Annotated in this window: 27 protein-coding genes, 1 tRNA gene and 1 pseudogene; 13 read left to right on the top strand and 16 right to left on the bottom strand. The window is 62.0% G+C overall.

The annotated features are described in order from the left end of the window. Positions 1 to 119 precede the first annotated feature (119 nt). Positions 120 to 1,529, bottom strand: coding sequence for an RsmB/NOP family class I SAM-dependent RNA methyltransferase (locus tag JJT62_RS08340; protein WP_246744779.1), 1,410 nt, complete (start codon positions 1,527 to 1,529; stop codon positions 120 to 122). Positions 1,530 to 1,605: 76 nt separating this feature from the next. Between JJT62_RS08340 and JJT62_RS08345 the strand changes: the two genes are divergently transcribed. Continuing rightward, a complete protein-coding gene (locus JJT62_RS08345; RefSeq protein ID WP_202072255.1) occupies positions 1,606 to 1,839 on the top strand; it encodes a DUF1674 domain-containing protein in 234 nt (77 codons plus the stop codon). Positions 1,840 to 1,845: 6 nt separating this feature from the next. Here the strand turns inward: JJT62_RS08345 and JJT62_RS08350 are convergent, their stop codons facing one another. Further along, positions 1,846 to 2,268 carry a SufE family protein gene (locus JJT62_RS08350; protein WP_202072256.1) on the bottom strand — a complete coding sequence of 141 codons (423 nt, stop codon included), beginning with the start codon at positions 2,266 to 2,268 and terminating at the stop codon, positions 1,846 to 1,848. Positions 2,269 to 2,411: 143 nt separating this feature from the next. Between JJT62_RS08350 and JJT62_RS08355 the strand changes: the two genes are divergently transcribed. Next, positions 2,412 to 3,260 carry a hypothetical protein gene (locus JJT62_RS08355; protein WP_202072257.1) on the top strand — a complete coding sequence of 283 codons (849 nt, stop codon included), beginning with the start codon at positions 2,412 to 2,414 and terminating at the stop codon, positions 3,258 to 3,260. Here the strand turns inward: JJT62_RS08355 and JJT62_RS08360 are convergent. Both JJT62_RS08360 and JJT62_RS08365 read right to left on the bottom strand, forming a co-directional pair. Next, positions 3,233 to 3,646, bottom strand: coding sequence for a very short patch repair endonuclease (locus JJT62_RS08360; protein WP_202072258.1), 414 nt, complete (start codon positions 3,644 to 3,646; stop codon positions 3,233 to 3,235). The genes JJT62_RS08355 and JJT62_RS08360 overlap by 28 nt on opposite strands. 12 nt (positions 3,647 to 3,658) lie before the next feature. Continuing rightward, entirely contained in the window at positions 3,659 to 4,822 is a 1,164-nt protein-coding gene (locus JJT62_RS08365) for a DNA cytosine methyltransferase (protein WP_202072259.1), read from the bottom strand. A gap of 157 nt (positions 4,823 to 4,979) precedes the next feature. Here JJT62_RS08365 and JJT62_RS08370 point away from each other — a divergent pair, with 157 nt between their 5' ends. Genes JJT62_RS08370 through yidD form a run of 3 tightly spaced genes read left to right on the top strand, consistent with a single transcriptional unit; the run spans position 4,980 to position 6,755 of the window. Then, the gene (locus JJT62_RS08370; RefSeq protein ID WP_202072260.1) at positions 4,980 to 5,576 is read left to right on the top strand and encodes a LemA family protein; all 597 of its coding nucleotides are present in this window, start codon (positions 4,980 to 4,982) and stop codon (positions 5,574 to 5,576) included. Positions 5,577 to 5,586: 10 nt separating this feature from the next. After that, positions 5,587 to 6,435 carry a serine O-acetyltransferase gene (gene cysE / locus JJT62_RS08375; RefSeq protein ID WP_202072261.1) on the top strand — a complete coding sequence of 283 codons (849 nt, stop codon included), beginning with the start codon at positions 5,587 to 5,589 and terminating at the stop codon, positions 6,433 to 6,435. 8 nt (positions 6,436 to 6,443) lie between these two features. Continuing rightward, complete coding sequence (gene yidD / locus JJT62_RS08380) at positions 6,444 to 6,755, top strand: membrane protein insertion efficiency factor YidD (RefSeq protein ID WP_202072262.1); 312 nt, start codon at positions 6,444 to 6,446, stop codon at positions 6,753 to 6,755. Positions 6,756 to 6,762: 7 nt separating this feature from the next. On the opposite strand, the gene JJT62_RS08385 is transcribed toward yidD, so the two are convergent. Then, a complete protein-coding gene (locus JJT62_RS08385; RefSeq protein WP_202072263.1) occupies positions 6,763 to 7,566 on the bottom strand; it encodes a hypothetical protein in 804 nt (267 codons plus the stop codon). 380 nt (positions 7,567 to 7,946) lie between these two features. Here JJT62_RS08385 and JJT62_RS19370 point away from each other — a divergent pair, with 380 nt between their 5' ends. Next, the gene (locus tag JJT62_RS19370; protein ID WP_255537217.1) at positions 7,947 to 8,072 is read left to right on the top strand and encodes a hypothetical protein; all 126 of its coding nucleotides are present in this window, start codon (positions 7,947 to 7,949) and stop codon (positions 8,070 to 8,072) included. 342 nt (positions 8,073 to 8,414) lie between these two features. Here the strand turns inward: JJT62_RS19370 and JJT62_RS08390 are convergent, their stop codons facing one another. Together JJT62_RS08390 and JJT62_RS08395 are read right to left on the bottom strand one after the other, a co-directional pair. Beyond that, entirely contained in the window at positions 8,415 to 9,704 is a 1,290-nt protein-coding gene (locus JJT62_RS08390) for a hypothetical protein (RefSeq protein ID WP_202072264.1), read from the bottom strand. A gap of 76 nt (positions 9,705 to 9,780) precedes the next feature. After that, positions 9,781 to 10,152: a DUF6477 family protein gene (locus JJT62_RS08395; RefSeq protein WP_246744780.1), complete on the bottom strand. Its 372-nt coding sequence runs from the start codon at positions 10,150 to 10,152 to the stop codon at positions 9,781 to 9,783. 118 nt (positions 10,153 to 10,270) lie between these two features. On the opposite strand from JJT62_RS08395, the gene JJT62_RS08400 reads away from it, so the two are divergent. Continuing rightward, on the top strand, positions 10,271 to 10,639 hold the full coding sequence (locus tag JJT62_RS08400; protein WP_202072265.1) for a helix-turn-helix domain-containing protein: 369 nt from the start codon (positions 10,271 to 10,273) through the stop codon (positions 10,637 to 10,639). Continuing rightward, complete coding sequence (locus JJT62_RS08405; RefSeq protein ID WP_202072266.1) at positions 10,636 to 11,478, top strand: DUF6456 domain-containing protein; 843 nt, start codon at positions 10,636 to 10,638, stop codon at positions 11,476 to 11,478. The genes JJT62_RS08400 and JJT62_RS08405 overlap by 4 nt, the downstream gene beginning before the upstream one ends. 128 nt (positions 11,479 to 11,606) lie before the next feature. On the opposite strand, the gene JJT62_RS08410 is transcribed toward JJT62_RS08405, so the two are convergent. Both JJT62_RS08410 and JJT62_RS08415 read right to left on the bottom strand, forming a co-directional pair. Beyond that, positions 11,607 to 12,131 (bottom strand): hypothetical protein, encoded by a 525-nt coding sequence (locus JJT62_RS08410; RefSeq protein WP_202072267.1) that lies wholly within the window; start codon positions 12,129 to 12,131, stop codon positions 11,607 to 11,609. Next, a complete protein-coding gene (locus JJT62_RS08415; protein ID WP_246744781.1) occupies positions 12,124 to 13,926 on the bottom strand; it encodes a family 1 glycosylhydrolase in 1,803 nt (600 codons plus the stop codon). The genes JJT62_RS08410 and JJT62_RS08415 overlap by 8 nt, the downstream gene beginning before the upstream one ends. A 235-nt stretch (positions 13,927 to 14,161) precedes the next feature. Between JJT62_RS08415 and JJT62_RS08420 the strand changes: the two genes are divergently transcribed. Then, positions 14,162 to 14,845, top strand: coding sequence for a L,D-transpeptidase (locus JJT62_RS08420; protein WP_246744782.1), 684 nt, complete (start codon positions 14,162 to 14,164; stop codon positions 14,843 to 14,845). A gap of 173 nt (positions 14,846 to 15,018) precedes the next feature. Here JJT62_RS08420 and JJT62_RS08425 read toward each other — a convergent pair whose 3' ends face one another. The 3 genes from JJT62_RS08425 to JJT62_RS08435 form a co-directional block, all read right to left on the bottom strand. Next, complete coding sequence (locus JJT62_RS08425) at positions 15,019 to 15,612, bottom strand: hypothetical protein (protein ID WP_370568505.1); 594 nt, start codon at positions 15,610 to 15,612, stop codon at positions 15,019 to 15,021. A gap of 1 nt (position 15,613) precedes the next feature. Further along, positions 15,614 to 16,462 carry a serine O-acetyltransferase gene (cysE, locus tag JJT62_RS08430; protein WP_202072269.1) on the bottom strand — a complete coding sequence of 283 codons (849 nt, stop codon included), beginning with the start codon at positions 16,460 to 16,462 and terminating at the stop codon, positions 15,614 to 15,616. A 227-nt stretch (positions 16,463 to 16,689) separates the two neighbouring features. Beyond that, a complete protein-coding gene (locus JJT62_RS08435; protein ID WP_202072270.1) occupies positions 16,690 to 17,457 on the bottom strand; it encodes an alpha/beta fold hydrolase in 768 nt (255 codons plus the stop codon). Positions 17,458 to 17,617: 160 nt separating this feature from the next. On the opposite strand from JJT62_RS08435, the gene JJT62_RS08440 reads away from it, so the two are divergent. After that, positions 17,618 to 17,694, top strand: a tRNA-Arg gene (locus JJT62_RS08440). A 197-nt stretch (positions 17,695 to 17,891) separates the two neighbouring features. Here the strand turns inward: JJT62_RS08440 and JJT62_RS08445 are convergent. After that, a complete protein-coding gene (locus tag JJT62_RS08445; protein ID WP_202072271.1) occupies positions 17,892 to 18,551 on the bottom strand; it encodes a hypothetical protein in 660 nt (219 codons plus the stop codon). A 432-nt stretch (positions 18,552 to 18,983) separates the two neighbouring features. On the opposite strand from JJT62_RS08445, the gene JJT62_RS08450 reads away from it, so the two are divergent. Further along, positions 18,984 to 19,763: an SDR family NAD(P)-dependent oxidoreductase gene (locus JJT62_RS08450; RefSeq protein ID WP_202072272.1), complete on the top strand. Its 780-nt coding sequence runs from the start codon at positions 18,984 to 18,986 to the stop codon at positions 19,761 to 19,763. 277 nt (positions 19,764 to 20,040) lie between these two features. Here JJT62_RS08450 and JJT62_RS08455 read toward each other — a convergent pair whose 3' ends face one another. From JJT62_RS08455 to JJT62_RS08465, 3 genes and pseudogenes are all read right to left on the bottom strand, one after another. Further along, positions 20,041 to 21,099, bottom strand: a complete 1,059-nt coding sequence (locus JJT62_RS08455; protein WP_202072273.1) for an alkene reductase — start codon at positions 21,097 to 21,099, stop codon at positions 20,041 to 20,043. A 41-nt stretch (positions 21,100 to 21,140) separates the two neighbouring features. Next, positions 21,141 to 21,671 (bottom strand): flavin reductase family protein, encoded by a 531-nt coding sequence (locus JJT62_RS08460; protein WP_202072274.1) that lies wholly within the window; start codon positions 21,669 to 21,671, stop codon positions 21,141 to 21,143. Positions 21,672 to 21,746: 75 nt separating this feature from the next. After that, positions 21,747 to 22,528, bottom strand: a pseudogene (locus JJT62_RS08465) (SDR family oxidoreductase). A gap of 497 nt (positions 22,529 to 23,025) precedes the next feature. Here JJT62_RS08465 and JJT62_RS08470 point away from each other — a divergent pair. Next, positions 23,026 to 24,108 carry a hydrogenase small subunit gene (locus JJT62_RS08470; RefSeq protein ID WP_202072275.1) on the top strand — a complete coding sequence of 361 codons (1,083 nt, stop codon included), beginning with the start codon at positions 23,026 to 23,028 and terminating at the stop codon, positions 24,106 to 24,108. A 195-nt stretch (positions 24,109 to 24,303) separates the two neighbouring features. Next, entirely contained in the window at positions 24,304 to 26,094 is a 1,791-nt protein-coding gene (locus JJT62_RS08475; RefSeq protein ID WP_202072276.1) for a nickel-dependent hydrogenase large subunit, read from the top strand. Positions 26,095 to 26,105 lie beyond the last annotated feature (11 nt).

Here is a 26,105-nt window from a genome sequence, read left to right on the forward strand (position 1 = left end):
GCGGGGAGAGGGGCAGAGCGCGGCCTTCCTCGCGCACTTGGGATCAAGTGTGTGGGGGCGTTTCAGTGATGAGGACGATGCACGATGTCACACGCTCGACCGAAGAGCACCGCCCCCGCCTAGGCCTGCCGCACCAGCCTGCTTGCGAAAAACCCATCGATCCCCGCAAGCCGGGCGTCGTCATTCGGCCAAAAGCTCGGCACAGTGCGCAGATCGCCGTCGCGGTTGATGAACTCGGCCGGTATTCCCTCGGCGGTCGTTACCGGCTCGCGGCGGAAATCCGGGTTGCGGCGCAGGAAGGCGGCGATCTGCTGCTCGCCTTCCTCGGGTTCGAGCGAACAGGTGCAATAAACGAGGCGTCCGCCCGCCTTCGTCAGCAGCGCGGCGCGGGCCAGCATTTTGGCCTGCAAGGCGGCGAGCGTCTCGATGTCGCCGGGCTTCTTCGTCCAGGGCACGTCCGGGTGGCGCCGTGACGTGCCGGTGGCGGAACAGGGCGCGTCGATGAGGATGGCGTCGAAAGGCTGCGCCTGATAGCCGGTGGCGTCGGCCACCGCGACATCGGCATGGAGATCGAGACGCGAGAGATTGGCGGCCAAAAGCTTCAGCCGCTCGGCGGAGCGGTCCAGCGCAACCACATGGGCGCGGGTGAGCGCGAGCTGCGCGGTCTTGCCGCCGGGCGCCGCGCACATATCGAGCACGCGCTCGTCCGGCTTCGTCGCCAAGAGCCGCGCCGGCAGCGCGGCGGCGGCGTCCTGCACCCACCATTCGCCGTCGCTGTAGCCGGCGAGCTCCGTGATCGGCGTGCGGGTCTTGAGCCGCACCGAGCCTGTCGGCAGAACGACGCCGTCGAGCCGCTCGGCCCATCCTTGCGGGTCGGACTTCACGGAAACGTCGAGCGGCGGCTCCTGCATATGCATGGCGATGATCGCCCGCGCGCCCGCCTCGCCATAGGCCTTGCGCCAGCGCTGCGCGAGCCAGGGCGGCGCGTCATGCTCGCCGCTCGCCGCGAGCGCCAGGAATTCATCGCGCCGGCGCAGGAGATTGCGCAGCACGCCATTCACCACGCCGGAATAGGCGCCGGTCTTGGGTTCAAGCTTGGTCGCGCGCACGGCGAGGTCGATCGCCGCATGGTCGGCCGCCTCCAGAAAGAGAAGCTGGGCGGCGGCGGCGATCAACGTATATTCGAGCCGCCCGGCCTGACGCGGCAGCCCCTTTTCGAGAAGGTCGCCCAGCGCATGGCGGATGACGCCCAGCCGGCGGAGCGAGACGGTGGCGATGGAGCGCGTCAGCGCCACGTCGCGCGGCTCGAGTCCGGCAAGGCGGTTGGGCACGGCCTGGGGCGAAAAACATTCGTCCAGCCGGTGGCCGCCCTGAATGACGTCGCCGATGATGCTGGCGGCGGCGAGACGCGCGGGGAGGCCGGGGGTCCTAGCCGCCTCGGCCTCGCGGGCCGCCTCGGCCGGCACGAATCCCTGGCGTGAGGAGTATCGCGATGGTTTCGACCGCCCGAATGATCTACTGTCGCTCAAACGGTCTCTCCGCTGCCCCGCTTCGCGAATCATAGCACATGGGGCGGTCGAGGGGCGAGACGCTCAGGAGCCGGATATGTCTCAGGCTAAAGAGACGGGCGGCGACGCAAAGCCTGCCCAAACAGCGGAGTCTGCCCGAAAAATAGCGGATCTGCCGCCCGCCGCGCAACGCGCGCTGGCCGAAGCGCAGGCGCGTAGAAACGCCGCAGCCGCTGACGCGACCGCTCCCGAGGAGCGCGGCGGCCGGGGCGGTCTCGATCCGGCGCGATATGGCGACTGGGAGGTCAAAGGGGTCGCGAGCGATTTTTAAGTCGCGCTACGCCGCAACGGCCTCGCGCGCCTCTCTCTTGATCCGCTCCACCATCGAGCGCAGCCCATTGGCCCGCTGGGGCGTCAGATGCTCGGCGAGCCCGAGCTGCTTGAACAGCGGCGCGGCGTCGGTGTCGATGATTTCCTGCGCGGGGCGCCCCGAATAGAGCGCCAGCACCAGCGCCACGAGGCCGCGCACGATATGGGCGTCGCTGTCGCCGCGGAAGGTGAGCGTCGGCGCGCCGGCGGCGTCTTCGCCGGGCGTCGTCTCCAGCCACACCTGGCTGGCGCAGCCGCGCACTTTGTTGTTGTCCGTATAGGCTTCCTTCGGCAGCGGCTCGAGCGTGCGGCCGAGCTCGATGAGATAGCGGTAGCGATCCTCCCACTCGTCGAGCAGCTCGAAATTGCCGATGATGTCGTCTATGGCCATTTTGGTATCCGCGTTTGATCTCTCCGGTCGATCCATAACCGTTGTCTATTCGAGAGCAATTTGGGCGCCGCCCTTTCTTCCGACAAGACGATAGCTTAACTTGGCGCAGCGAATCTAATTGTCAAAATGCCCAGAGCTGATGGATGGCGTCAGGAGACACGATTTTTGCCAGAACGATTTCTAGGGCCTTAGTCACGGATTCAAAAGGTCATGCTTGGAATTATCATAGCCGCAGCGACCACCATTCCAAGGTTGCCTGTTGGGGGATAGTTTTCGACCTTTTGCGCGCCTCTCAGACGCTTCGCCGGCATGTAGCGGAAGGGCGCGTCTTTTTCGGCATAAATCATGAGATGCGCGACTTCAGAAACGACCGGAAGAAGGATCTCGATCTCGTCATATGCCAGCCAGCCGGCGACTCGGGCCCGCATACTCGGTCGCTACGGAACTTGGCGGAGAGATATGGGATCGCGCTCTCCGAAAGCGAAAGGGCCGAGTTGGCGGACTTACCCGATCTAAAAGAGGCTGCCGTCGGCACTGTTCTGATTGCGCTCGAAGCTAAGGCTTGCATGACGGAGCATCGGAAGGCGCTTCCCCGTCTCTATGACGAGCTGAATTCTAGCCACCTGACGGTGCACGGTGCGCACGATCTCGCCATAGCCGCAGGGTTTGTTGCGATCAACGCTGCTTCCCAATTCCTCAGCCCGAGTAGGAACACTCCCTTCGATTCTGGAAAGCTCGTCTGGAACAGCCACAAGCAACCGAAGGCAGTCGAGGTTACGGTGGACAAAATAAAGCAGTTGCCTCGGCGTTCCAAACCGGGGGTAGATGGCTACGATGCCCTTGCGATTACCGTTATCGACTGCGCCAACGACGGTTCGCCCGTTTCTCTGCTGGCCACCGAACCTGCCCCGCAACCCCGAGATACGTATCATTATTCGTCGATGATCGACCGATTGCAGGGACTTTACGATACGCGGTTTGCCCAATTTTGAAGGCGGCGAAGCAGGGCGGTTCTATCGGACGCCTCGCACTGCCATACGATCGCGACGCGGAAACCCAGGCTCCGCAACTCTTTGACTTTCCTTGCGTCACGCGCACGGTTGTCGGCGAATTTGTTTAACCAAAATGCCTGGTTGCGTTTGGGGATGGTGGCCAAACGGCAGTTCTTGTGTCGATGCCAAAAACACCCGTTGACAAAAATTGCCCACCGCTTCGTTTTGTTGGCGAGATCTGGCGCGCCAGGAAGAGACTTGACGTTCAGCCTGTAGCTCAAGCCGGCTTCCCGACATAGCGCTGCGACGGTGAGCTCGGCCGAGGTGCCGCGGCGTCGGACGCGCCGCATCAATGCGCTGCGCTTTTCGTCGGTCGGAAGACGCACTCTGCCCAAGGGTTATTCCGCTGCGACCGGGAAGGAAGCGCGACGCTGCGACTCTTTCGAGCGCATGCATTCGAGATGAACCCGCAAAGCGTCGAGAAATCCGGGGACGAATCGCAAGCTGGACGCTTCGGCCCGCGATAGAAAACCCGCCGTAGCGCGGGCGGACAGGGGAGCGCCTCCGTGCTTCAGGAAGCGATGCAAAGGCTCGCGCTTGGCCCATAGGGGAAATTGTCCAATTTCCACAATCTTTCGGCTCGAGCCGTCATATCGTGCCGCCTTGGGAAAGGCTCCGCGCGGCAAGATCCATTCCCGGTCCCGCAACCGGTCGTAGTTCCCCGGGTTGGCGAGTCTGCGACCGAGCCATGCGGCGACCGATGCCGTGACAGCGTTGCCGACGAGAGACCAGCGCAACCGCTCCGGCGCCTCGGCCGTCCAATCGACAGGAAAACCCTGTAACCGTTCCGCATCTCTTATATCAGGTTTTATCACGGCCCCACTCGGCATCAGGATCGCTGGTGGCGAGGGAATGCCAATCGTGGAGCCATTCTTCAACGTAGGCACAGCATTGGGAGCCCAACCTAGGCCTCGCGTTCCTTCGGTCCAATAAAATCCATGGGCATGCGTATCGAGTCGTGTCAGGCGTTGTCTGGCCGCTACGTCATCGACCATCAAGATCGATTCTGGTTCGACGTCGCCCGAACTCGCGACAAAGAAAACGCGTTCGCGCCGCTGAGGCAGAAAGCCCAGAGAATTTACCGTTCTATAGGCCCATCTGTAACCGCGCTCCTCGAATGCGCTCGTGAGGCGGTCCATCGCCGAGCCTTTGTCGAGCGCGAGCATGAAGGAGACGTTTTCGAGGATGACGAGGGGAACTCGCCGCTGATCCAGAAGCCGGAACACATTGTTTACGAGCCCAGAACGGCCTCCGCCGATACCGGCTGTCATCCCTGCTTGCGAGAGGTCTTGGCAAGGAAATCCGGCCGTGACGATATCGACATCGCCAGGGAGGCTTTTCAATTCGGTTACGTCTGGCTCGTTTGGAATTTCCGGGAACCGTGACGCGAGCACGCGGACGGCCGGCTCCCAAATTTCGCAAGTCATGGCTGTATGGTGGCCCGATTCCCGCAGGCCTAATTCCAAGCCGCCGATCCCGGCAAAAAGCGCCGCAATTCGCATCGATTTCTCACTTGACGATCCCCTTGCACCTTACCTTATGTTCGATCCGAACATAACAGGAACTTTACGTCGCCCCCGACCTTTTCTTGTCGCCGCACAAGCCTTAAGTTTGCGCCTGTCACATGCGCGGGTCCGCCCCGCTTTTACGGAGATGCATATGAGCCTCACGTCCCGGTGGCGCGCCCTCGTCGTCGCGATTGTCGCCGCCCTGTCGCTTTCGGGCTGCGGCTACAACACGATCCCGACGCTCGAGGAAAACGCCAAAGCCAAGTGGTCGGAGGTGCAATCCCAGTACCAACGCCGCGCCGACCTGATCCCGAACCTCGTCGCCACCGTGCAGGGCTACGCCAAGCAGGAGAAGGACGTGCTCACCTCCGTCGTCGAGGCGCGCGCCAAGGCGACCTCGGTGAAGATCGACGCTTCGACCCTCACCGACCCGGAGAAAATGAAGCAATTCCAGGACGCGCAGGCGCAATTGACCGGCGCGCTGGGACGGCTGTTGGCGGTGAGCGAAGCCTATCCGGACCTCAAATCCAACCAGAACTTCCTGGCGCTGCAGTCGCAGCTCGAAGGCACGGAAAACCGCATCAATGTGGCGCGGCGCGACTACATCGAGGCGGTGCGCGAGTTCAACCTCTCGCTGCGCACCTTCCCGACGCTACTTTGGGCCAAGACCTTCTTCGCGGGGACGAAGCCCATGGCGGAATTCTCCGCAAGCGAAGCGGCCCAGCAGCCGCCGCAAGTGAAATTCTAACGGAGTAGCAATGGAGCCGCGCGCGCCCGAAGAGCTCTCCGCGCTTTGCGCGCGCAGCGACGCCATGTGGGCGCATATGCGACAGGAGGCGGAGGATGCGCTGCGCCTCGATCCGGCGCTGGCGCCGCTCTTCATCGGCGAGCTTCTGAACCGCCACAGTCTCGAAGAGGCGGTGATCCATCGCGTGAGCGGCCGGCTCGGGGCCTCGGCGCTCGACGCCGCCGCGATCGCAGACGCCTTTCTCGCGGCGCTGGAGAGCGAGCCCGAGCTTGGCGAGGCCTTTCGCCTCGATGCGGCGGCCTATGTCGAGCGCGACCCTGCTTGCCGGCGGCTCATCGAGCCCTTGCTCTATTTCAAGGGCTATCACGCCATCCAGGCGTCGCGCCTCGCTCATGCGCTGTGGCGGGCGGGCAAGCGCGACTTCGCCTTCTATATTCAGAGCCGGACCTCGGACGCGCTCGCAGCCGATATTCATCCGGCGGCGCGCTTCGGCAAGGGCGTCTTCCTCGATCACGCAACTGGATTCGTCGTCGGCGAGACGGCGGTGGTCGAGGATGAGGTCTCCATCCTCCACGGCGTGACGCTCGGCGGCACCGGCAAGGTCGCCGGCGACCGGCATCCCAAGGTCGGGCGCGGCGTCATGATCGGGGCGGACGCTAAGATCCTCGGCAATATCGAGATCGGCGCCTGTTCGCGCATCTCGGCGGGCTCGGTCGTGCTGCACGCCGTGCCGCCGAATTCCATCGTCGCGGGCGCGCCGGCGAAGGTCGTCGGCGTCGAGCCCAGGGCGCTGCCGGCGCGGGACATGGACCAGCTCCTACGCGGCCTGGCCTATGATTCCTTCGATTACGTGATCTAAAGGCCCCGATGAAATCGCCCGTCGCTCTGCTCGCCCGGGGCTTGATCCAACTCTATCGCGTGACCTTCTCGGCCTTCGCCGGAAGAAGCTGCCGCTATGCGCCGACATGCTCGGAATATGCCGACGAAGCCATTGCGCGCCATGGCCTGTGGGCCGGCGGCTGGATGGGCTTCGCGCGCATCTGCCGCTGCCGGCCGGGCGGCGGCGAGGGGTTCGACCCCGTTCCCCAAAAATTGCCGGAAAACGCCGGCCCGCTCACGCCCTGGCGCTACGCCCGCTGGCGCGGGCCGTTCCGCTGCGATGAGGTCGAGGACGAGTAGCGCCTCCCTACGACTTCGCCATCAGCTCCAGCGCCAGCCCATAAATCCGCGAGCGCGGGGCCTCGGGCAAGGTCCGCAAGACTTCGAGATAGGTTTGTCCAGCGGCGCACATTTTGGCGTCTTCCAGCGGCGGGTCGGGCATTTTGCCGTCGAGCAGCGCTTCGATCTCCGGCTTGGCGAGGCCGCGCGCGGCAAGCGCCGTCTCCAGCGCCTTGAAGTCGGCTTCGGTCGGTTGCTCGCGGGCGATGTTCTTGGCTTGGCCGTCGACCATGGCCTCCAGGCTCGCGCTCGCCATATCGGCGACGAGCGGGCGCCGCGAGGCGGCAAAACGCTGGAAATCGAGATTATTCGCGCCGTAAAGGAAAGCGACGCATAATTTTTTGTCCTCGCGCGCGATCGCCTGCAGAACAGCGAGCTGCTTGGCGAACACGCGCGACATGGCCTCGGGCTCGGCTTTGGCGGCGAGCGCGCCGCGCGACTGGCGCAGGCGGCGCATCGCCTCGGACAGATAATAATCGGCGCCCTGATCGGCCTTCGTCTCCGAGAGACGCGACGCGAAGCCGCTGATCGTTCCCTCATAGTCCTGGGGGAATTTCTCGCGCAGCCGCGCGAAAAAACGCCCATATTCCGGCGCGGAGGCGATGGTCGTCTCGACGGCTTGCCGTGGGCTCGGCTTATCGGAAGGGGCCGTTGTCGCGCTCAACGCGCCCCGCGCAGGCGGCGGCGACAGAGCCATCATCGTCAGGCCGACGCCGAGCGCGACGGCGACGACAGCGGCGGCGGCAAGGGCCAGAATTCGTTCGATCATCATCGCAAGCCCTGGGCGCGGCGGAAGGAAGCTCGCAATTTAAGCAAAACGCGGCTGTGTGAAAAGCGCGCTTCGTATTCGTCCGCCGGCAATATGCTAAGGACGCCCTCCTGCGGAGGAGCCATATTCGAGGCCTTGGGGAGGAAAAACTGTGCTTTGCAACGTCGGTTCGTTAGGATTGGTCATAGGAGCTGACGATGACCACCGATCTTACCGCCCCGATTTTCACCAACCACGAAGCCGCCTGTTCAGACCCATAAGCCGACGCTTAGCTTCCGCCTTATGGCGTCGAGCAAGAAAGGTATTCCCTGCCCACCAGATTATGCGCAATTCTCTTGGTTTCTATCGCACGGCATGGTTTGCGCCGCATATCTGCAAGGTTAATGAAGACCGACATCGCCGATGACCGCTCCATGGCGGGGAAAGGCAAGATCGACGAGGCCGAAGCCAATTTCGGCAATGTGGAAGAGCCGAAGATGCCGGCCAAAGACCGCCCGCACCTCACGTAAGGATCCGCGGGCCCTGAAGGAAGGCGTCTGACGCTGCCGGTACGGAGGTTTAAGGCCGCTCTGGTGGAAGCGACGGTCGAAGGAGAGGAAGCCTTAGAAGGGCTTACTCTCCCGCCTCGATTTTTTGAGGTGCCGATTTCAGTGCGAGCGCGATTGCGCCATCCCCGTGGCAGTAGCCTCTGATTCGCGGATCGCGTTAACCACAAGGTTTTGGGGCTCTCTTTTCATGGCTCCGATATCAATCTCCGATACCCATCAGCACCTCCTCCAGTCTCACTATTACAACCGCCTTTAGCCGTCAAAGTTCCGCAGAAATGCAGCACTTTTCGTACCACACTAGGGCTAGACCATGTATTTTTTGTAAACCATCACATCCTCTGCCACAGTTCGAGCCAGTTCCGACCAAGGTCTCAGTCGCAGCATATTGTGATGGGTCGGCGTGATGCAAAGAGCTGTCGCCTGGTCTTTCCCGTGCGACAATGCATTACGGACATTGCGTAGCGCTTGCGCTACGGTATCTATGCCGTTCGTTTCAAAATCACTCCGCTTCCAACCATTGTTAACCAGACGTGGGCTAGTAAATCCGCCGTCGAAAACGCAATCTGACGAGAATACATCTTTGTTATTTTCTATCTCTCCCCATAAACGATCCATGCAAAGGCACTCCTTACAAAGCATTGAAAGTCTCTGGGAGTCCTTAAGGCGATCAGCCCCAATTGTCGATGATATCTTATCAACAACGCGGTCCAAATTACCAAATGCGTCCGGGGAAGCTAATGCTTTTCTGATAGACGACCTGAGTCTTTCCTCCATATAGAAAAACGATGAATACTCCAAAATTCTATATGCGTTGAGGAATTTAGTGAACGAATTTCCGGATATGCAACCATGCCAAAATTGCAATAAAATATCATCCATTTTGCGCCCGGAAATAACACTAGGAAATGACTCTGTTGGCTCGCGTCTTTTGAAGCTGCTTGCAATCGAGTCTGTCGCTTTTGGGGGATGTATTAATATGAATGGAGAACTCCTATCGAAATATAACATATAAAAGTTAAGATGCATTGCCATTTGAACAACATAGTCCTCGTCCCATTCAATATCATTTATCCAAAATGAAATTGGCTCACCAAGCGGCGTCGAGGTCGCAATCTGCATGTCTTTTCGCGTTCTTGAATATGTATTGAATGACTGAAGGTTTCTGTGCTGCGTCGTAGATTCGCCAAATGGTCGCGAGGCTCCAGCAATCTCAAGAAGGCTATTGCTTGATGTTTTAAACTCACAAACGTATTCCTTATCTCCAAAATTGAATTTGAATGACCGTGACGCGGATTGAGCTACCTGTGACTTGAGAGGATAGGCGGTATATATCAATTCAAGCCTTTTATCTTCAATATGATATAAGGCGCTAAAGCGTTGAGGAAGTATGATGCGATTTAAGATGCCAACAATATCGTCTGATTCGTCTTTCAGCAAAATTATAACGCTTTCATCGCTCCACGGATTCTCTATAATCACATGTTCTTGTGTTGCCAGCTTCGCTGTGGAAACTTTGGAATCCGCGTGCCTATCAAGAAAAGGCTTTAGCTTCGACTTCAGATTATCTTCATTGTTACTAAATTCGGTTGTCATGTGAGCGCCCGGAACTATAACATCAAAAAACTATCACAACTAGGAATTAAGGCAACATCGTGACGCAAGTGGATAATTAGGAAAGTAATCCTTCAGTCGATCGCCCCATGCCCGCAAGCCGGGCGCTCTCCGCGCGATGCGCCACGAGCAAAGCGATATGGCGGTTGAGATCATAGGTCCAATGGCCGCGCCAGGCGCGCTCTTTTCGTAACGCCTGCTCGATTTCACGGAGCACGGCGCGCGCCGCAGCGGGCGTTTCGCTGAGGATGGTTTCGCGCGAAAGGCGGTGAAAACGCGAGAGCGCGTCGAGCCGGTCGTAACCGGCGAGGCTGGCGCCGAGCGCGGCCTCGACGGCTGGGCGGGCATGGGCTTTCAGGCGTCTGACGGCGGCGGATTGGGCGACCGGCTTGGCGTCTGACTTGGCGGGGGCTGGATGGGCGATGGGCATGGCTTGCTCCTCCTTTGCGGTGAGCATGACCGGCGGCGCGCCCCTGGGGATAGATTTTTTTCCTTGAATAGGATTTTTTTCAGAACTAGCCTGATCGGCGTTGATCAGGAGGTCTCTCATGCCCAGCGCCTTTTCCAAACGAAAGCTGTTTCCCCCCATCCCCGGCTTGAGCATTGCGGCCGCCGCGGCGGCGTCGGGCGTCCCTGCCGCTTCCTTGGCGGCGCCGGATCGCGGCCGGGCGAGGATTGCCCGGGCGCGCCAATATGCGGTCTATCTGCACCATGTGGCTTTGGGCGCGAGCCTTTCCGCTTGCGCGCGGCAATTCCGGCGCGATCGCGCCACCATGCGGCACGCCTGCGCGGTGATCGAAAATCTCAGAGACGCGCCGCGCTTCGACGTCGCGGCGGCGCGAATGGAGCGCGCGGTCGCGGCGCAGCGCGACATGGTTCTGGCGTTGCTCGCGGACTGTGAAGGAGCGCCGCAATGAGCAAGAGCGACCACAAAAATGAGGCGTCGACGCGAATGCTGCGGCGTTTCCTGCAGGCGCTGGACGAACCCCAAGCCCATGCGGCGCCGAGCGGCCTCGACGATGGCGCGCTTGTCGTGGCGGCGCCTCGGAATGGGATCACCGTCGTGCGCGCGCGCCTGCCGGAGACGACGGGCAAGGCCGCCTTGGCCGAAGGGCTCGTTGTCGACAGCGGGGCAGGGCGGCTGCGCCTCAACGACTCTGGCCGCGCCTATTTGCGCCGGCTGGCCGTGGCCGAGCCGGCGCTCGATCCGTTCCGCGCTCAGCATGGGGAAATCGAGAAACGTCCGGGGCCGCAAGGCGGAAGGCCGACGCTCGTCAACGAGGCCGAAAGCCCGCTCGCCTGGCTCGCAAAACGCAAGGGCGCAAATGGCAAGCCTTTTCTGGATCGCGCGCAAGTGGACGCCGGCGAACGCTTCCGGCGCGACATCGAGCAGGCGCAAATCCTCCAGCGCGTCACCGCCAATTGGGAGGTTTCTGGCGCCGGCGCGCGGCGCGGCGCCGACGCCGGCGTCGTGGTGACGGAGATCGCCATGGACGCCCGCAGTCGTCTCGCGCGCGCCTATGACGCCGTCGGCCCGGAGCTTGCCGGCCTTCTCACCGACGTCTGCGGCTATCTCAAGGGGCTCGAAACCGTCGAAAGCGAACGCGGCTGGCCGGCCCGCTCCGGCAAGGTCGTCTTGAAAATCGCGCTCGACCGTCTAGCCCAGCATTACGGCATCGCCAGCGCGGCCATCGGGCCGGCGCGGGCGAGAGGGACGTTGCATTGGGGGGCGGAGGATTACCGGCCGACAATGTGAGGCCTATGGCCTTCCGATGCTTCGCGCCGGCGGGCCCCGTCATTGCGAGGAGCGTAAGCGACGAAGCAATCCAGGGCAGCTACGGCGGCTCTCGGATTGCTTCGCTTCGCTCGCAACGAAGGAGCACGTCAGCGTCCCCGCGCCAAATGCGGGTCGCAGGCGGCTTGCGGGCCTGTGCGCGCGGTAGGCGGCGCGAGCTGGGCGCTCAAGTTGGGGCGCAGCGGACGATGCACGTAGGGAAAAGCCACCCCTAGGACCAAGCCCCAGAGCAACTCGCCCAGCAGAAGCCCAACCGCTGGATAGCCGGTCAATAAGGGCTGCGTCGGGAGCCATTGCAGGAGCGGGATCGGCCCGAGCATCCACAACACGAACCCGAAAGCCATGCCGAAAAGCCAGCCGCCCCGCGGGTCGTTGGCGGCCCGCTGAAACAGCCAGCCATACAGCACGCCGCCAAGCAGCATCAGGCCGATATAGGCCAGGGCTGGGATGATGATGGAAGCATGCGTCGCCTGAGCGAGGGCGCCCAGCGATCCAAAGGCTTGCAGCAACCCTAAGGCTGGAAGGTCGGCGACAATGCTCGCCGCCATGCCGGCCAGCAGCGGCCGCTGCGTCGGGCCTGCGTCCAGCCCATGGGCGCGCAGGATCTCAAGCATGACGTCTTCTCTTCTCGATCGTCATCTGTTGCTGGGCGTCAGTCAGCACGGCTTCGATGGTCGGCGCCTGGCGAAGATCCGGCTCGAAGAGTTGCGCCAAATATTTGTAGGTCAGGCCGACGAGACGCGGATCGCGATTGAGATCGAAGAGCCCGACCGGGTTGACGTTGCCCAGCGGCGCCCGCAGCGCGATGTCCCAATCGACCTGGTCGGTGAGCGAATACCAGGTAAAGCCGACGATCGGCACGCCCGCCTGGCGCATGAGCTGCACATTATGCCACTGCCGCCACAGCCAACGCGGCGCGTCGCGCGCATCCAGGCGGTTTGTCTCAGTGTGCATCATGGGCCGTTGGTAGCGCTCGTAATATTGACGGGCGATGACGTACCAACCAAACAACTCTCCGAGCGCCTGCGCGTCGCCATTGGCGTTGATAAGCTTTTCGTTCCATTCGTAATAATCGACGCCGAGGATGGCGCGCGCGCCGACGTCTTGTTGCATGAACCATGCATATTCTTCGGGCGGCATGCCATTTTCGATCAAATAGCCGCGCATATCGTCGCGCACGCCGCGCGCATAGAGCAAATCGAGCGCGATGAAGCGGCGCTGGTTTTCGAAATCGGCGATGCGGCGGACCTTCGGATCGGGGCAGCAAGGCTGATAAAACTCGCCGCTCTCGCTGTTGACGAACACAGCATCTGGCCGCGCGGTCGAGATGGCTTGCATCATCAGCACGCTGGCTTTGGCGAGATGTCGCGTCGCGGTGACGAAGGCGCGCTCGTCGCGGCGTTGCTCGTTCCACACGCCTTCCAGCGCGCTGAGCTTGGCGCACACATACATCTCGTTGACAGGCGTGTAGAAGCGCACCCAATCGTAGCGATGGACGAAGGCGCGCGCATAGTCGGCGAGCGCATAAGGCGCCTCGGGATTTTGGAAATTCTCGAGCCAGTCAGGCAAGCCGAAGTGGCAGAGGTCCATAATCGGCGTAATGCCGAGCCGCTGCATTTCGTCAGCGACGTCGTCGAGAAAAGCCCAGTCGTATTGGCCCCTGCGCGGGTTGATGAGATGCAGCGGCGGCCCGTAACGCAAGTAGCGCAGCCCCAAGTCGCGCACCAGCGCGAGGTCCGTGCGCCAATGACGATAATGGCCGCAAGCGGCCATCTCATCGATACGCCAACGCCCGCCTTGAAGAGTTGGGTAACTGCATTCGACGCCGGTGGCGAACATGAACCTGTCTTCGGCGGGCGGGCGCGCCGCGGCGATGGGACGCGCAGGTCTCCGCCCTTCGAAGATGAAGCGGGGCAGCCGCTCGGCGGCATTGCCGACGGGTCTGACATAGACGAGGCCGAGAACCGCGCCCCAGATAAGATGCCCGGCGGCGATCGACGCCGGCTCGCGCCATCCACCCGAAAGGCCGAACAGGCCCGAGTACGGCAGCTCGCCGCTTCCAACGAGCGGGTGCATGAGTTCGAACTGCGGATGCATGATGAAGAGCGCCAGAGGCATGGGCACAAAGGCGAACAGCAAGCCTTGGAGCATCGGCGGCAAAGGCAGGACCGACCAGAAAAAATAGGCGTAAAAAACGCCCCAGATCGCGCCCACCAGCAAATGCAGCGACATGCCGACCGCCCACCACGCCCATGCGCTGGCGTGAGGGAGCGCCAGCGTGCCCAGCGTGCCCACAATGTCGAAGTAGGGGACGCCGGCGAGGATGAGCGGGCGCGCGACGGCCTCCCAAGCGACGGCGCCAGCCATGCCCGCGAGGACCGCCTTGCGATAAGCGACGTAACGGATCATGCTCCGCGCTCCCGGTCTCCCGCCGCATCCATTCCGAGCGGCACGCCGTTTGCTCTTGAATGCAATGGCGGAAACCCGGGCCGACGCGGCAAGTTCCTCTGCGCGGCCGGGGCCAGCGCGGCCACAAGAAAAGCCGAGGTTCTTCACATTCCTGAAAGCGAGTTGACGGCAATCTCACAGCTCGCCAAAAAGACGTTCGGCGGGTTTATGTCAGCGTATTCTCGGGTGATAGGACATGGGAAACTCCAAAATCGTGATCACGAAGGACGGGATGTCAGGGCGGCTCGACCGCCGGTCGTTTCTGTCCGGCTCCGCCGCCAGTCTCGGCGCCCTGGGGCTCGCCGGTTGTGTGACCTCCGACGACATGGGCCGCGCCGAGGCGGCGAAGTTTTACGCGGCTGTCCCGAGCGAGAAATTCCCGATCCCGGCGGTCGATATCAGCAAGATCGATCCGAAATATTTTCGCCGGCTCGTGCGCTACGACACCAAGGAAGCGCCCGGCACGATCATCATCGATCCCAAGAATTACCACCTTTACCGCGTCGAAGGCGACGGAATGGCTACCCGCTATGGCGCCAATGTCAGCCGCCCCGGTTTCCTGTGGAGCGGTGAAGTTTATGTCGGGCGCAAGGCGGAATGGCCCACCTGGACGCCGCCCAAGGAGATGATCGCACGCCAGCCGGAGGCGCGCCAATACGCCCGCGGCATGCCGGGAGGTCTGGACAATCCGCTCGGCGCCCGCGTGCTCTATCTCTATAAGAACGGCGTCTATACGGTTTACACGATCTACAGCACCAGCGACCCCGAGACGATCGGCAACGGCATAACGAGCGGCTGCACCGGCCTGCTCAGCCAGGACATGATCGACCTCTATTCCCGGACGCCGGTCAAGACGAAGGTCGTCATGCTGCCGGCATAGCGGGCGGCGTCGACCACTCCGTCTCGCATGAACGGCTCGCCTCGGGGGATGTCATTCCCGGCGGGCTGAAAGCCCGACCGGGAATCCAGAGCCACAAGAGCGCTGGTTTGGCTCTGGATTCCCGATCGCTCGCACAAGCGAGCGTCGGGAATGACAGTGACTGCGCCATCGCGTCACGATGGCTTGGCGAAGTTCGGAATCTTGAAAAAGAGCTTCCCCTGCCGCCACATGGTGAACGCCACGCCGCCGGCCAGGACGATGAAAATTCCGAAGCCGATGTAGAGATAGAATTCCTCGTCGGTCACGAGCCCCACCGAGAAGGGATGGCGGCCTTCGTAGCTCTTGGCGCCGTCGTCGCTCGTGAGCTTCACATAGAGTTGGTAATTGCCGGCCTGTTTGAAATTCTGGTCGAAATTCATCATGCCGTTGCGGAACTTCTGGATCGGCTGGCGGCTGACGGCGTCGGCCTCAGGGTCCGGCTGGCTGTCGGGCGCCTTGGCGCGCAGCACGCGGACGTCCCAGTTCATGTCGCGCAGCTCATTGTCGCTGGCGTCGAGCACGATGACGGAGGCGCCGGTGTCGGGCAAAGCGTCGCATTCGCGGTCGATGTTTTTCTTTGGCTGCATGGCCACGAATTTCATCGACTTCGGCCCGATCGCGATGGGGCAGTCGGGATCGTAATAATGCCAGCCGGCGGCAAGCGCATGCGATGAGACGCCCGCGGACGCCAGAATGGCGAGCGCCGCGCCAAGAAACAGTTTCTTCACCTTACAACCCCGCCCTCTTGTCCATTCCCGCATCTAGAACCGCCAGCATTTGGTCCATGGCCAGCGCCGGTTCGGCGCATTTCGAATCGCCGACGATTCGCGCCGGCACGCCCGCCACGGTTTTATTGGCCGGCACCGAATCGAGCACGACCGAGCCCGCCGCGATCATGGCGCAGCGGCCGATCTCGATATTGCCGAGCACCTTGGCCCCGGCGCCGATCAGCACGCCGCGCCGCACCTTCGGATGCCGATCGCCGCGCGCTTTGCCTGTGCCGCCGAGCGTCACGCCATGCAGCATGGAGACGTCGTCCTCGATGACGCTCGTCGCGCCGATGACGACGCCTGTGGCGTGGTCGATGAAGACGCCCTTGCCGATCCTGGCCTGGGGGTGGATGTCGGTCTGGAAAATCTGCGAGGACAGGCTCTGCAGCGTCAGGGCGAAATCGCTGCGGCCGTTTTTCCACAGCCAATGCGCCAGCCGATAGGTCTGCAAGGCGTGGAAGCCCTTGAAATAGAGCGCCGGCTCCAGGAGCCGCGTGCAGGCCGGGTCGCGCTCGACGACGGCCAAAAGATCCGCCCGGAAGGCCTCTGCAAGGGCGCCGTCATGGGCGAGGCAGGAATCGAACGCCTGGCGAATCGCCGCATAGGGCGCTTCCGGCCGGTCGAGGCGCTGCGCCACGCGATGGACCACGACGCCGGCGACGCTCTCCTGCGCCATGATGGCGGGGTAGATGAAGCCGCCGAGCTCCGGCTCGCGGCGCAGCACATCCTCCGCCTCCAGCCGCAGGCGGGCGAGGAGCGGGTCGAAATCGATGACGGACGCGGCTATTTCCCGCTGTTCGGCGGCCATGGGACGCTTCCTCTTCTCCGTTTCCGCTCGAACAGCTCGCGTTCGGCTCCCGGCGGGCCGACGGCCCGACCGGGACTCCAGAGCCACGATGGCTTTGATTTGGCGCTGGATTCCCGATCGTTCGCGTCGCGAGCGTCGGGAATGACAGTGAGCCGTTCCCGGAAAGCGCGCATCTCGGAACGAAAGCGCGCCAAGCGGCTATATAGCGCCTCGGGCGCGGCCGCGCATCAGGGGCGTTGGCCCAGGAATTCCAGCACAGCCTGCTTATAGATGCGGTCGCCCACGGCGCGGTTGTGGTCGCGGCCAGGAATGTCGACAACGCGGGCGTTGCGGAACAGCGGCTGCAGGGGCGAGGGATCGCCGGCGACGTCGTCGCGCGTGCCGACGCAAATCAGCACCGGGCATTCGATCTTCGAGAGGAGCGCCGGGTCCAACGCCTTGCGGGCGCCGCGGACGCAGGCGGCGAGCGCCTTGAGATCGCTACGGGTCGATTCGGCAAAGCCTCGAAAAATTTTGAGCATCGAATTGTCGATGTCCTCGATTCGCTCGGCCTCCATGGCTTCGGCGAGCCCTGAGGGCAGGCCGGCGTCCTGCACGAGATATTGCCCGATGCCGCCGAGAATCAGCGAGCGGACGCGCTCCGGATGGGCGAGCGTCAGCACCGTCCCGATTCGCGCGCCGAGCGAATAGCCCATGACGTCGGCGCGGGCGATGGACAAATGGTCGAGGAGATTGGCGACGTCCTGCGCCATTAGGTCGAGCGCATATTCCGCTGGGTCGTAGAGCTTCTGCGACCGGCCATGGCCCCTGCTATCCAGGACGACGACGCGGCGCCCGTCTTCGGTCAGCGTCTTCACCCATTGGGTGAACATCCAGTTCACCGCATGGGTGGAGGCGAAGCCATGAATGAGGACGATCGGCTCGCGTCGGTCGTCGCCAAGGGGCTCGAAATCCGAATAGGCAATCTCGACGCCGTGCGAGACGAAAGTTTCCATGGCAAATCCTGTGTGACGATTCCTACTTAAAGAATCAGATCGGCGGCGCAAGCGCGGGCCCATAAAAATAAACAGGCCTTGCCAAGCGCTCCGGTTGTCGCTAAACGGTCGCATGTCGCGGCGCTGATCCCCAAGCGGGATCGAAACCGCCGGCCGACAGGCGCCCGTAGCTCAGCTGGATAGAGCACCAGACTACGAATCTGGGGGTCAGAGGTTCGAATCCTTTCGGGCGCGCCATTAAACCCGAGCAGTTGAAAAACGCCAGACCGAGCCCTGCAAGGGGAAGCGCGCGCGGCTGTTTGCCGCGCCCGAGGGGGCGCTCCAGGTCCCGCGCTGCTGCGCCTTGGCGGAGTTAGCCCCGGCGCGCCGCGCCTGCGTCTCTGTGAGAGGAAGGGGCCAATAGCGAGGGGCTTCGACGCGTTGCGTCAGTCGGATCAAAAGACTGAAAATCGCATCCCGGTCGATATGTAGTTGGAAGCGCCATGCACGCCGTCGATGAGGCCGTAGACGCCAGACCGATGATGGACGCGTACGAATACTTCGAAAGGCGCGTCTTTAGACGGCGAGAAGGTAAATTCCGGAACAAGCAGATTCAGGAATCGCGCGCTGTGATGGCTGCTATCGAACTGCCTTTCGAAATCTGAAATGCCGGTCACATAGCTTGCGCCGATAAGACCCACCCTGAAGTTCGTATAAATGAAATCGTTCCATGGAAAATATTTCCACCGCCCCATCGGAATGAGGTCGAACTCCCACTGACGCCCGCCAGCGTCGCTGCCAAAACGCTTGGCGACGCCGCCCTCGATTTCGAGGTCTAAAGGGACGCGCTCGAAGCGATAAGCCGTATAAATTGCGTGGGCGTCCACCATCGCGCCCGGAACGAAATGCGCGTCCCAAGGGCGACGCACTGTGATGTTGATCAGTGATTGATTGCTGAGCGCCCCAACATAGGCCCCGACTCTGAGAGTTGGCTGTGGCTTTGGCGTAAGCATCCAAGGTAACGCAGGAGGCGCCAAAGCGGACAAGTCGCCAGCCAGCGCCGAGATTCCCGAGAAGAACAAAGACATAAGCGAGGCAATAAATAATTTCCTCATGCTTGCACGCCCTTTATCCTGAATACGAAGTGGAAACGAAGTTGGTGCTGTTGATTCTGTAAGATAAAACCGCGACTTAGATAAATATTCTCTCATCAGAGCGCAGTAAAAATGCTGCGAAAAAAGGTCGTTTTTGAGGCGCGTCCGAATAATGCGACATAGCTGCGCTCGAGCCTTACTATGTTTGTCTAGATTTGCATTGAAATCATGGGGATGGGCCTTGGCCGCCGCGCTTGTCCGGGCAGGCGCGCTGCTGGCCGCGCCGAAGCGCCGCGCAGAGACATTTTAGGGGTGGGCGTTGCGGGGCGGCGTGGGCACAGGTAAATAAATCTCGTCCTGGGAGACTTTCGAAATGATCCAGCATCACCGCTAAAGCGGGAAGGCATTCGATGGCGGAGCGATCCGCCGGCTGGACTCTTTTTCGAGATCATCATGGAAAGACTTCACAAAAAGACCTGCGTCATTACTGGTGCGGCGCGCGGCATTGGTCGCGCGATTGCGCGCCGCTTTCGTGACGAAGGCGCAATCGTCATTCTCACAGACATAGACGAAGCGGCTGGCGCCGCGGCCGCCGCGGAAATCGGCTGTCGGTTCGAGCCGCTCGACGTGCGGGAGGAAGCCGATTGGCGGCGCCTGGCCGAACGCGTCCCGACAGCCGACGTGGTGGTCAACAATGCAGGCGTAACGGGATTTGAGCAGGGCGCCGCGGCGCATGATCCCGAACAGGCCAGCCTTGCGGATTGGCGGGAAGTCCATCGGGTCAATCTCGATGGGACCTTCCTTGGGTGTCGTTACGCCATCAAGGCGATGAAGGCGCAGGGCGCCGGCTCGATCATCAACATCTCGTCGCGTTCCGGCTTGGTCGGCATCCCACTGGCGGCTGCTTACGCCTCATCCAAGGCGGCGATCCGCAACCATAGCAAGACGGTTGCGCTTTATTGCGCGCAAAAAGGATGGAAAATACGCTGCAACTCGATCCATCCGGCCGCGATACGCACGCGAATATGGGAGCCGATCCTGGGAACCGGTCCCGATCGCGAAGCCAAGATGCAAGCCTTGGTTGCCGACACGCCATTGAAGCGTTTCGGGATGCCCGAGGAAGTCGCGGCGATCGCCGTCACTCTGGCGTCCGATGAAGCGACCTATGTGACGGGGACCGAGATTCACATCGACGGCGGGTTGCTGGCGGGGTCCGCCGCATCCCCCGGCTGATGCGAAATCCGCTTGATTGGTTCGCTGTCATTCCCGACGCTTGCTCGAGCGAGCGATCGAGAATCCAGAGCCGCAAAAGCGCTGGTTTTACTCGGAGCCCGTCATTGCGAGCGAAGCGAAGCAATCCAGGGCGGCGATGTGGCCCTGGATTGCTTCGTCGGCTTCGCCTCTTCGCAATGACGGCGGTGATTCCCTGTGTGTCCAAACGGCGCGAGCGTCGGGGATGGATCGAGCGTCCGCGCGAAGCCGCGCTCGATCCATCGGCCGTGTAACGCCCTCACCCTCGAGCGAGCGTCGGATAATCCACGTAGCCTTCCGGGCCTTTCGAATAAAAGGTCTCGACCTTTGGCTCGTTGAGGGCCGCGCCCAGGCGTAAGCGTTCGACGAGGTCGGGATTGGCGATGTAGAGCTTGCCGAAAGCCACGGCGTCGGCATCGCCCGCCGCAATCGCGGCTCCGGCGGTTTCGCGCGTATAGGCTTCGTTGGCGATATAGGCCCCGCCGAACTCTTGCTTCAAATATGGCCCCAGCGCATCCGGGCCCTGGTGCTCGCGCGCGCAGATGAAGGCGATGTTGCGCCGGCCGAGCTCGCGCGCGACATAACCGAAGGTCGCTTTTGGGTCTGAGTCGCCCATGGATTGCGCGTCGCCGCGCGGCGCGAGATGCACGCCGACGCGTCCCGCTCCCCAGACGTCGATGGCCGCCTCGGTGACTTCCAGCATCAGACGCGCGCGGTTCTCGATCGAGCCGCCGTAGCGGTCGGTTCTTTTATTCGCGCTGTCCTGCAGAAACTGATCGAGCAGATAGCCATTCGCGCCATGGATCTCCACGCCGTCGAAGCCGGCGCGCCTGGCGTTCTCGGCGCCTTGCCGATAGGCCGCGACGACGCCGGGAATCTCGTCGATGTCGAGGGCGCGCGGGACGGGATAGGGCTGCTTTGGCCGCAGCAGGCTGACATGCCCTTCCGCGGCGATGGCGCTGGGCGCGACCGGCGGCGCGCCATCGAGATAGACCGAGTGGGAGAGGCGCCCAACATGCCACAATTGCAGCAGAATGCGGCCGCCTGCTTCTTGCACCGCGCGCGTGATCTCGCGCCATCCGTCAACTTGCGCGTCCGACCAAATGCCGGGCGTGTCAGGATAGCCGACGCCCATGGGCGTGACGGAGGTGGCCTCCGATAAGATCATCCCGGCGGAGGCGCGCTGGACATAGTAATCGCGCATGAGCGCATTCGGCGTGCGGCCCTCGCTCGCCCGGCAACGCGTCAGCGGCGCCATGACGATCCGGTTGGGGAGGCGCAGATCGCCGATATGCAAAGGGTCGAAGAGATTGGACATCGAGGCTCCGGTCGGTGCGATACGAGTTGCTTTTTTATAACTCACGGCATTGCGGATTTCAGCTTGATCCTGTCGCCATCGGCGACGAAGCTTCCGAGCCCTTGGTGGTGGATCGTCTTCGACTCTTTGCACGCTGGATCGATCCAGGCTTTCACGCCTTGCATCACAAAGAGACAATATTTGTTGGCAAGGCGTGTATCGACGACCTTGCACTCGATGTTGGCGAAACATTCTGCGACCAGCGGCGCCGACACTTTTTCCGCCTTCCGCTTGGTGAGCGCAAAAGCCTCGAATTTATCGACGTCCCGCCCGGAGCAATTGCTGATCGCCACGACCGTTTCCGCCATCCCCGCCGGCGGAATGGCGACGACGCATTCCTTTGTCGCCCGCAAGGCGGCGAAGCTATGGTCGCGGTCGCTGACCACGCAGGCGATGAGGGGCGGGTCGAAGTCCACCATCATGTGCCAGGACATGGTCATGACATTGGCCCGGCCTTTATGGGCGGTCGTCAGCAGAACCACCGGGCCGGGCTCGATGAGCCGATAGACCTCGCTCAGAGCCAAATCTTTCATGGCCGCACCTTCGCGATACTTGCCGCCGCGCGCGAGCGCTCTCTCTCTGCCTTGGATTGTAGGGGGCACCGTCTCCTATCCCAGCGTCGACCCGAAGGCGCCGCCGTCCAGCAAGATGTTTTGGCCGACGATATAGCCGCATATTCGCTACACAGGAATGCAGCCATCGCGCCGAACTCCTCAGGGGCGCCGAAACGCCCGGTCGGATTGGCGGCATAGGCCTCGTTTCGAACGTCTTCGACGGACAGCCCCCGGGCGCTGGCCATTTTACTCAGGAGCGAGACCATGCGGTCGGTTTCGTGTGGGCCGGGCAACAGATTATTGATGATAACGCCGTCTTTCGCCGCCTGTCTGGCGGCGCCGCCGACAAATCCGGTCAATCCGCTTCGGGCGGCAGTCGACAAGCCCAGCTCCGCCACAGGTGATTTGACCGTCGCCGACGTTATATTGACAATCCGTCCCCACTTGCGGCTGATCATTCCGGGCAGCACGCTCGTCATCAGGAAAATAGGCGCCAACATATTGGCGTCGATGGCGTCGAGCCATGCGTCGCGACCCCAGTCCGACCACAGGCCGGGCGGCGGTCCGCCGGCATTGGTGATGAGGATGTCGGGCCGTGGTTCCGCCTCGAGTAGCCGCTGCCGCCCTTCTTCGCTCGTCACATCGGCGGCGACGGCCTGCACCTCGACGCCGTAAGTTGCGCGTATCTCGCTTGCGGTTTGCTCCAGCGTGACCACCGTGCGGCCATTCAGCGTCAATATCGCGCCAGCTTCAGCGAGCTTTTGTGCGACGCCGCGACCCAACCCTTTCGAGCTGGCGCAGACGATCGCGCGTTTGCCTTTGATGCCTAAATCCATTCGTCTTCCTCAAATGCGCGCCATTTCACGGATTTGCGCCGTTCAGGCGAGTGACGCCCCGGCGCGTTCCGACGAGGGGAATCCGATCGATCGATGCGTCGTCGTTCGAGCGATTCCCAAAGCAGCCGTCCGGAAATTCAGAGTAAATCAATGCTGATCGTGGGGCTGAATAGCACGCCCGCATGGCGGAAGGTACGAGCGCCGCTTTCTCGTTTCCGGGCGCGTTGCGGCCCGCCCCCTGCGACTCTAGGTCGCGCAAACTAGACAGTTTTGTGCAAACCATGACATGCTTGTCGTGATAGAAACGAAATTGTCGGCTTTTCCGGGCGTGAAGCAGCGGCTGATCGTTCTGAAGCGCCTGTTTTCCTGCAGGTTTGAAGACTACGTCGCAGGATCGCGATTGGCTCGTTCCTTGCTGCGATCTTTGCGAAAGAAGAGTGGCTCCCGTCCTCGACGCGAGAAGCCGCCGCTTTTTGGAAACGCAATGGGGGAGAGGAATGCCCGCCATCGAGTCGTTTTACGACGTGATCCGACGTCAGGGGATCACGCGCCGCAGCTTCACGAAATTCTGCTCTTTGACGGCTGCGAGCCTGGGGCTCGGGCCTCTCGCCGCCTCCAAAATGGCGCAGGCGCTGGAGACAAATCCGCGCGTGCCGGTCATCTGGATGCATGGCCTCGAATGCACCTGCTGCTCCGAGAGCTTCATTCGCTCGGCGCATCCTCTGGTGAAGGACGTCGTCCTCTCCATGATCTCGCTCGACTACGACGACACGATCATGGCGGCCGCCGGCCATCAGGCCGAGGCGATCCTCGAGGAAACCAAGCAAAAATATAAGGGCAAATACATTCTCGCCGTCGAGGGCAATCCGCCGCTCAACGAGGGCGGCATGTTCTGCATCGACGGCGGCAAGCCTTTCGTCGAAAAGCTGAAATGGATGGCTGAGGACGCTTTTGCCATCATCGCCTGGGGCGCCTGCGCCTCCTGGGGCTGCGTGCAGGCGGCTGCGCCCAATCCGACGCAGGCGACGCCGATCGACAAGGTCATCAAGGACAAGCCGATCATCAAGGTCCCCGGCTGCCCGCCGATCGCGGAAGTCATGACCGGCGTCGTGACTTACATCACGACCTTCGGCCGTCTGCCGGAGCTCGACCGCCAGGGGCGGCCGAAAATGTTCTATTCCCAGCGCATCCACGACAAATGCTATCGCCGCGGGCACTTCGACGCCGGGCAGTTCGTCGAGGAATGGGACGACGAGGCCGCGCGCAAGGGGCATTGCCTCTATAAGATGGGCTGCAAGGGGCCGACGACCTACAACGCCTGCTCGACGGTGCGCTGGAACGGCGGCGTCTCTTTCCCGATCCAATCCGGCCACGGCTGTATCGGCTGCTCGGAAGAGGGCTTCTGGGACAAGGGGCCGTTCTACGAGCGCCTCTCGAACATCAGGCAATTCGGCATCGAGAAGAACGCCGATGAGATCGGCTTGGCGGCCGTCGGCGTCGTCGGCGCGGCGGTGGCGACGCATGCGGCCGTCACGGCGGTCAAGCGCGTCGTGACGAAGCGGGACGGAAACCAAGTGTAATCCTTGCCCTCATGCTGAGGAGGCGGCGAAGCCGCCGTCTCGAAGCACGAGGGCGATCCACGGACGACGGTTTCCTCTTCCTTCGAGACGCTCGCTTCGCGGGCTCCTCAGGATGAGGAAATCTTTTCGGCCGATCACCCAGGACGAAACACGAAAGACGCCGAACCAACGGCCGATCTTCGAGGAAACGCAATCATGGGCATCCAGACTCCCAACGGCTTCAAACTCGACAATTCCGGCAAGCGCGTCGTCGTCGATCCGGTCACGCGCATCGAAGGCCATTTGCGCATCGAGGTGAATGTCGATTCCAAGAACGTCATTCGCAACGCCGTCTCCACCGGCACGATGTGGCGCGGCATCGAAGTCATCCTCAAGAACCGCGACCCGCGCGACGCCTGGGCCTTCACCGAGCGGATTTGCGGCGTCTGCACCGGCACCCATGCGCTCACCTCGGTGCGCGCGGTCGAGAATGCGCTGAACATCAGCATTCCCGAGAACGCCAATTCGATCCGCAACATCATGCAGCTCTGCCTGCAGGTGCACGATCATCTGGTGCATTTCTACCATCTGCATGCGCTGGATTGGGTCGACGTCGTTTCGGCGCTCTCCGCCGATCCGAAGGCGACCTCGGCGCTGGCGCAGTCGATCTCGCCCTGGCCGCTGTCCTCGCCGGGCTATTTCAAAGATCTGCAGACGCGGCTGAAGAAGTTTGTCGAGTCCGGCCAGCTTGGGCCGTTCAAGAACGGCTATTGGGGGCATCCCGCCTATAAGCTGCCGCCCGAAGCCAATCTGATGGCGGTGGCGCATTATCTGGAAGCGCTCGACTTCCAGAAGGACATCGTCAAGATTCACACGGTCTATGGCGGCAAGAATCCGCATCCCAACTGGCTCGTCGGCGGCGTGCCCTGCGCCATCAACGTCGATGGAACGGGGGCGGTCGGCGCGATCAATATGGAGCGCCTCAATCTCGTCTCGCAGATCATCGATCGCTCCATAGAATTCGTCGAGCAGGTCTATATTCCGGACCTTGTCGCCATCGCCGGCTTCTACAAGGACTGGCTCTATGGCGGCGGGCTCTCGGGCAAGAGCGTCATGAGCTATGGCGACATTCCCGAGCACGCCAACGACTATTCCGCCGGCAATCTCCTGCTGCCGCGCGGCGTGATCTTGAACGGCAATCTCAAAGAGGTTCTGCCGATCGACAATGCCGATCCGGAGCAAATACAGGAGTTCGTCACCCACTCCTGGTACAAATATCCGGACGAGACCAAGGGGCTGCATCCTTTCGACGGCGTCACCGAGCCGAACTACAAGCTCGGCCCCAACGCAAAGGGCACGCCGACCAATATCGAGTCGCTCGACGAAGACGGCAAATATTCCTGGATCAAATCGCCGCGCTGGCGCGGCAATGCGGTCGAGGTCGGCCCGCTCGCGCGCTACATCATCGGCTATGCGCAGGGCAATCCCGAGTTCAAGGAGCCGGCGGATCGTCTCCTCAAGACTCTCGGCGTTCCCGTCACGGCGCTGTTCTCCACGCTTGGCCGCACCGCCGCGCGCGGTCTCGAATGCCAGTGGGCCGCGCGCAAGATGCGCCACTTCCAGGACAAGCTCGTCGCCAATATCAAGAATGGCGAGACGGCGACTGCAAATGTCGATAAGTGGGAGCCCAAGAGCTGGCCGACGGAAGCCAAGGGCTATGGCTTCACCGAGGCGCCGCGCGGCGCGCTCGGGCACTGGATCAAGATCAAGAACGGCAAGATCGACAATTACCAGTGCATCGTGCCGACAACCTGGAATGGCAGCCCGCGCGATCCGCAGGGCAATATCGGCGCGTTCGAGGCGTCGCTCATGGACACGCCCATGGCCGATCCCGAAAAGCCGCTTGAAATCCTACGCACCATTCACTCCTTCGACCCGTGTCTGGCCTGCTCGACTCACGTGATGAGTCCGGACGGGCAGGAGATGGCGTCGGTGAAGGTCCGTTAAAGGAGGCGTCC

The sequence above is a fragment of the Methylocystis sp. Sn-Cys genome, assembly GCF_016745395.1.
GTDB lineage: Bacteria > Pseudomonadota > Alphaproteobacteria > Rhizobiales > Beijerinckiaceae > Methylocystis > Methylocystis iwaonis.

Bases quoted from the DNA above. Each gene is read 5' to 3' on its own strand.
- JJT62_RS08345 (WP_202072255.1), top strand. From the start codon at position 1,606: ATGTCTCAGGCTAAAGAGACGGGCGGCGACGCAAAGCCTGCCCAAACA.
- JJT62_RS08350 (WP_202072256.1), bottom strand. From the start codon at position 2,268: ATGGCCATAGACGACATCATCGGCAATTTCGAGCTGCTCGACGAGTGG.
- JJT62_RS08355 (WP_202072257.1), top strand. From the start codon at position 2,412: ATGGCGTCAGGAGACACGATTTTTGCCAGAACGATTTCTAGGGCCTTA.
- JJT62_RS08365 (WP_202072259.1), bottom strand. From the start codon at position 4,822: ATGCGAATTGCGGCGCTTTTTGCCGGGATCGGCGGCTTGGAATTAGGC.
- JJT62_RS08370 (WP_202072260.1), top strand. From the start codon at position 4,980: ATGAGCCTCACGTCCCGGTGGCGCGCCCTCGTCGTCGCGATTGTCGCC.
- cysE (WP_202072261.1), top strand. From the start codon at position 5,587: ATGGAGCCGCGCGCGCCCGAAGAGCTCTCCGCGCTTTGCGCGCGCAGC.
- yidD (WP_202072262.1), top strand. From the start codon at position 6,444: ATGAAATCGCCCGTCGCTCTGCTCGCCCGGGGCTTGATCCAACTCTAT.
- JJT62_RS08385 (WP_202072263.1), bottom strand. From the start codon at position 7,566: ATGATGATCGAACGAATTCTGGCCCTTGCCGCCGCCGCTGTCGTCGCC.
- JJT62_RS19370 (WP_255537217.1), top strand. From the start codon at position 7,947: ATGAAGACCGACATCGCCGATGACCGCTCCATGGCGGGGAAAGGCAAG.
- JJT62_RS08390 (WP_202072264.1), bottom strand. From the start codon at position 9,704: ATGACAACCGAATTTAGTAACAATGAAGATAATCTGAAGTCGAAGCTA.
- JJT62_RS08395 (WP_246744780.1), bottom strand. From the start codon at position 10,152: ATGCCCATCGCCCATCCAGCCCCCGCCAAGTCAGACGCCAAGCCGGTC.
- JJT62_RS08400 (WP_202072265.1), top strand. From the start codon at position 10,271: ATGCCCAGCGCCTTTTCCAAACGAAAGCTGTTTCCCCCCATCCCCGGC.
- JJT62_RS08405 (WP_202072266.1), top strand. From the start codon at position 10,636: ATGAGCAAGAGCGACCACAAAAATGAGGCGTCGACGCGAATGCTGCGG.
- JJT62_RS08410 (WP_202072267.1), bottom strand. From the start codon at position 12,131: ATGCTTGAGATCCTGCGCGCCCATGGGCTGGACGCAGGCCCGACGCAG.
- JJT62_RS08415 (WP_246744781.1), bottom strand. From the start codon at position 13,926: ATGATCCGTTACGTCGCTTATCGCAAGGCGGTCCTCGCGGGCATGGCT.
- JJT62_RS08420 (WP_246744782.1), top strand. From the start codon at position 14,162: ATGGGAAACTCCAAAATCGTGATCACGAAGGACGGGATGTCAGGGCGG.
- cysE (WP_202072269.1), bottom strand. From the start codon at position 16,462: ATGGCCGCCGAACAGCGGGAAATAGCCGCGTCCGTCATCGATTTCGAC.
- JJT62_RS08435 (WP_202072270.1), bottom strand. From the start codon at position 17,457: ATGGAAACTTTCGTCTCGCACGGCGTCGAGATTGCCTATTCGGATTTC.
- JJT62_RS08445 (WP_202072271.1), bottom strand. From the start codon at position 18,551: ATGAGGAAATTATTTATTGCCTCGCTTATGTCTTTGTTCTTCTCGGGA.
- JJT62_RS08450 (WP_202072272.1), top strand. From the start codon at position 18,984: ATGGAAAGACTTCACAAAAAGACCTGCGTCATTACTGGTGCGGCGCGC.
- JJT62_RS08455 (WP_202072273.1), bottom strand. From the start codon at position 21,099: ATGTCCAATCTCTTCGACCCTTTGCATATCGGCGATCTGCGCCTCCCC.
- JJT62_RS08460 (WP_202072274.1), bottom strand. From the start codon at position 21,671: ATGAAAGATTTGGCTCTGAGCGAGGTCTATCGGCTCATCGAGCCCGGC.
- JJT62_RS08470 (WP_202072275.1), top strand. From the start codon at position 23,026: ATGCCCGCCATCGAGTCGTTTTACGACGTGATCCGACGTCAGGGGATC.
- JJT62_RS08475 (WP_202072276.1), top strand. From the start codon at position 24,304: ATGGGCATCCAGACTCCCAACGGCTTCAAACTCGACAATTCCGGCAAG.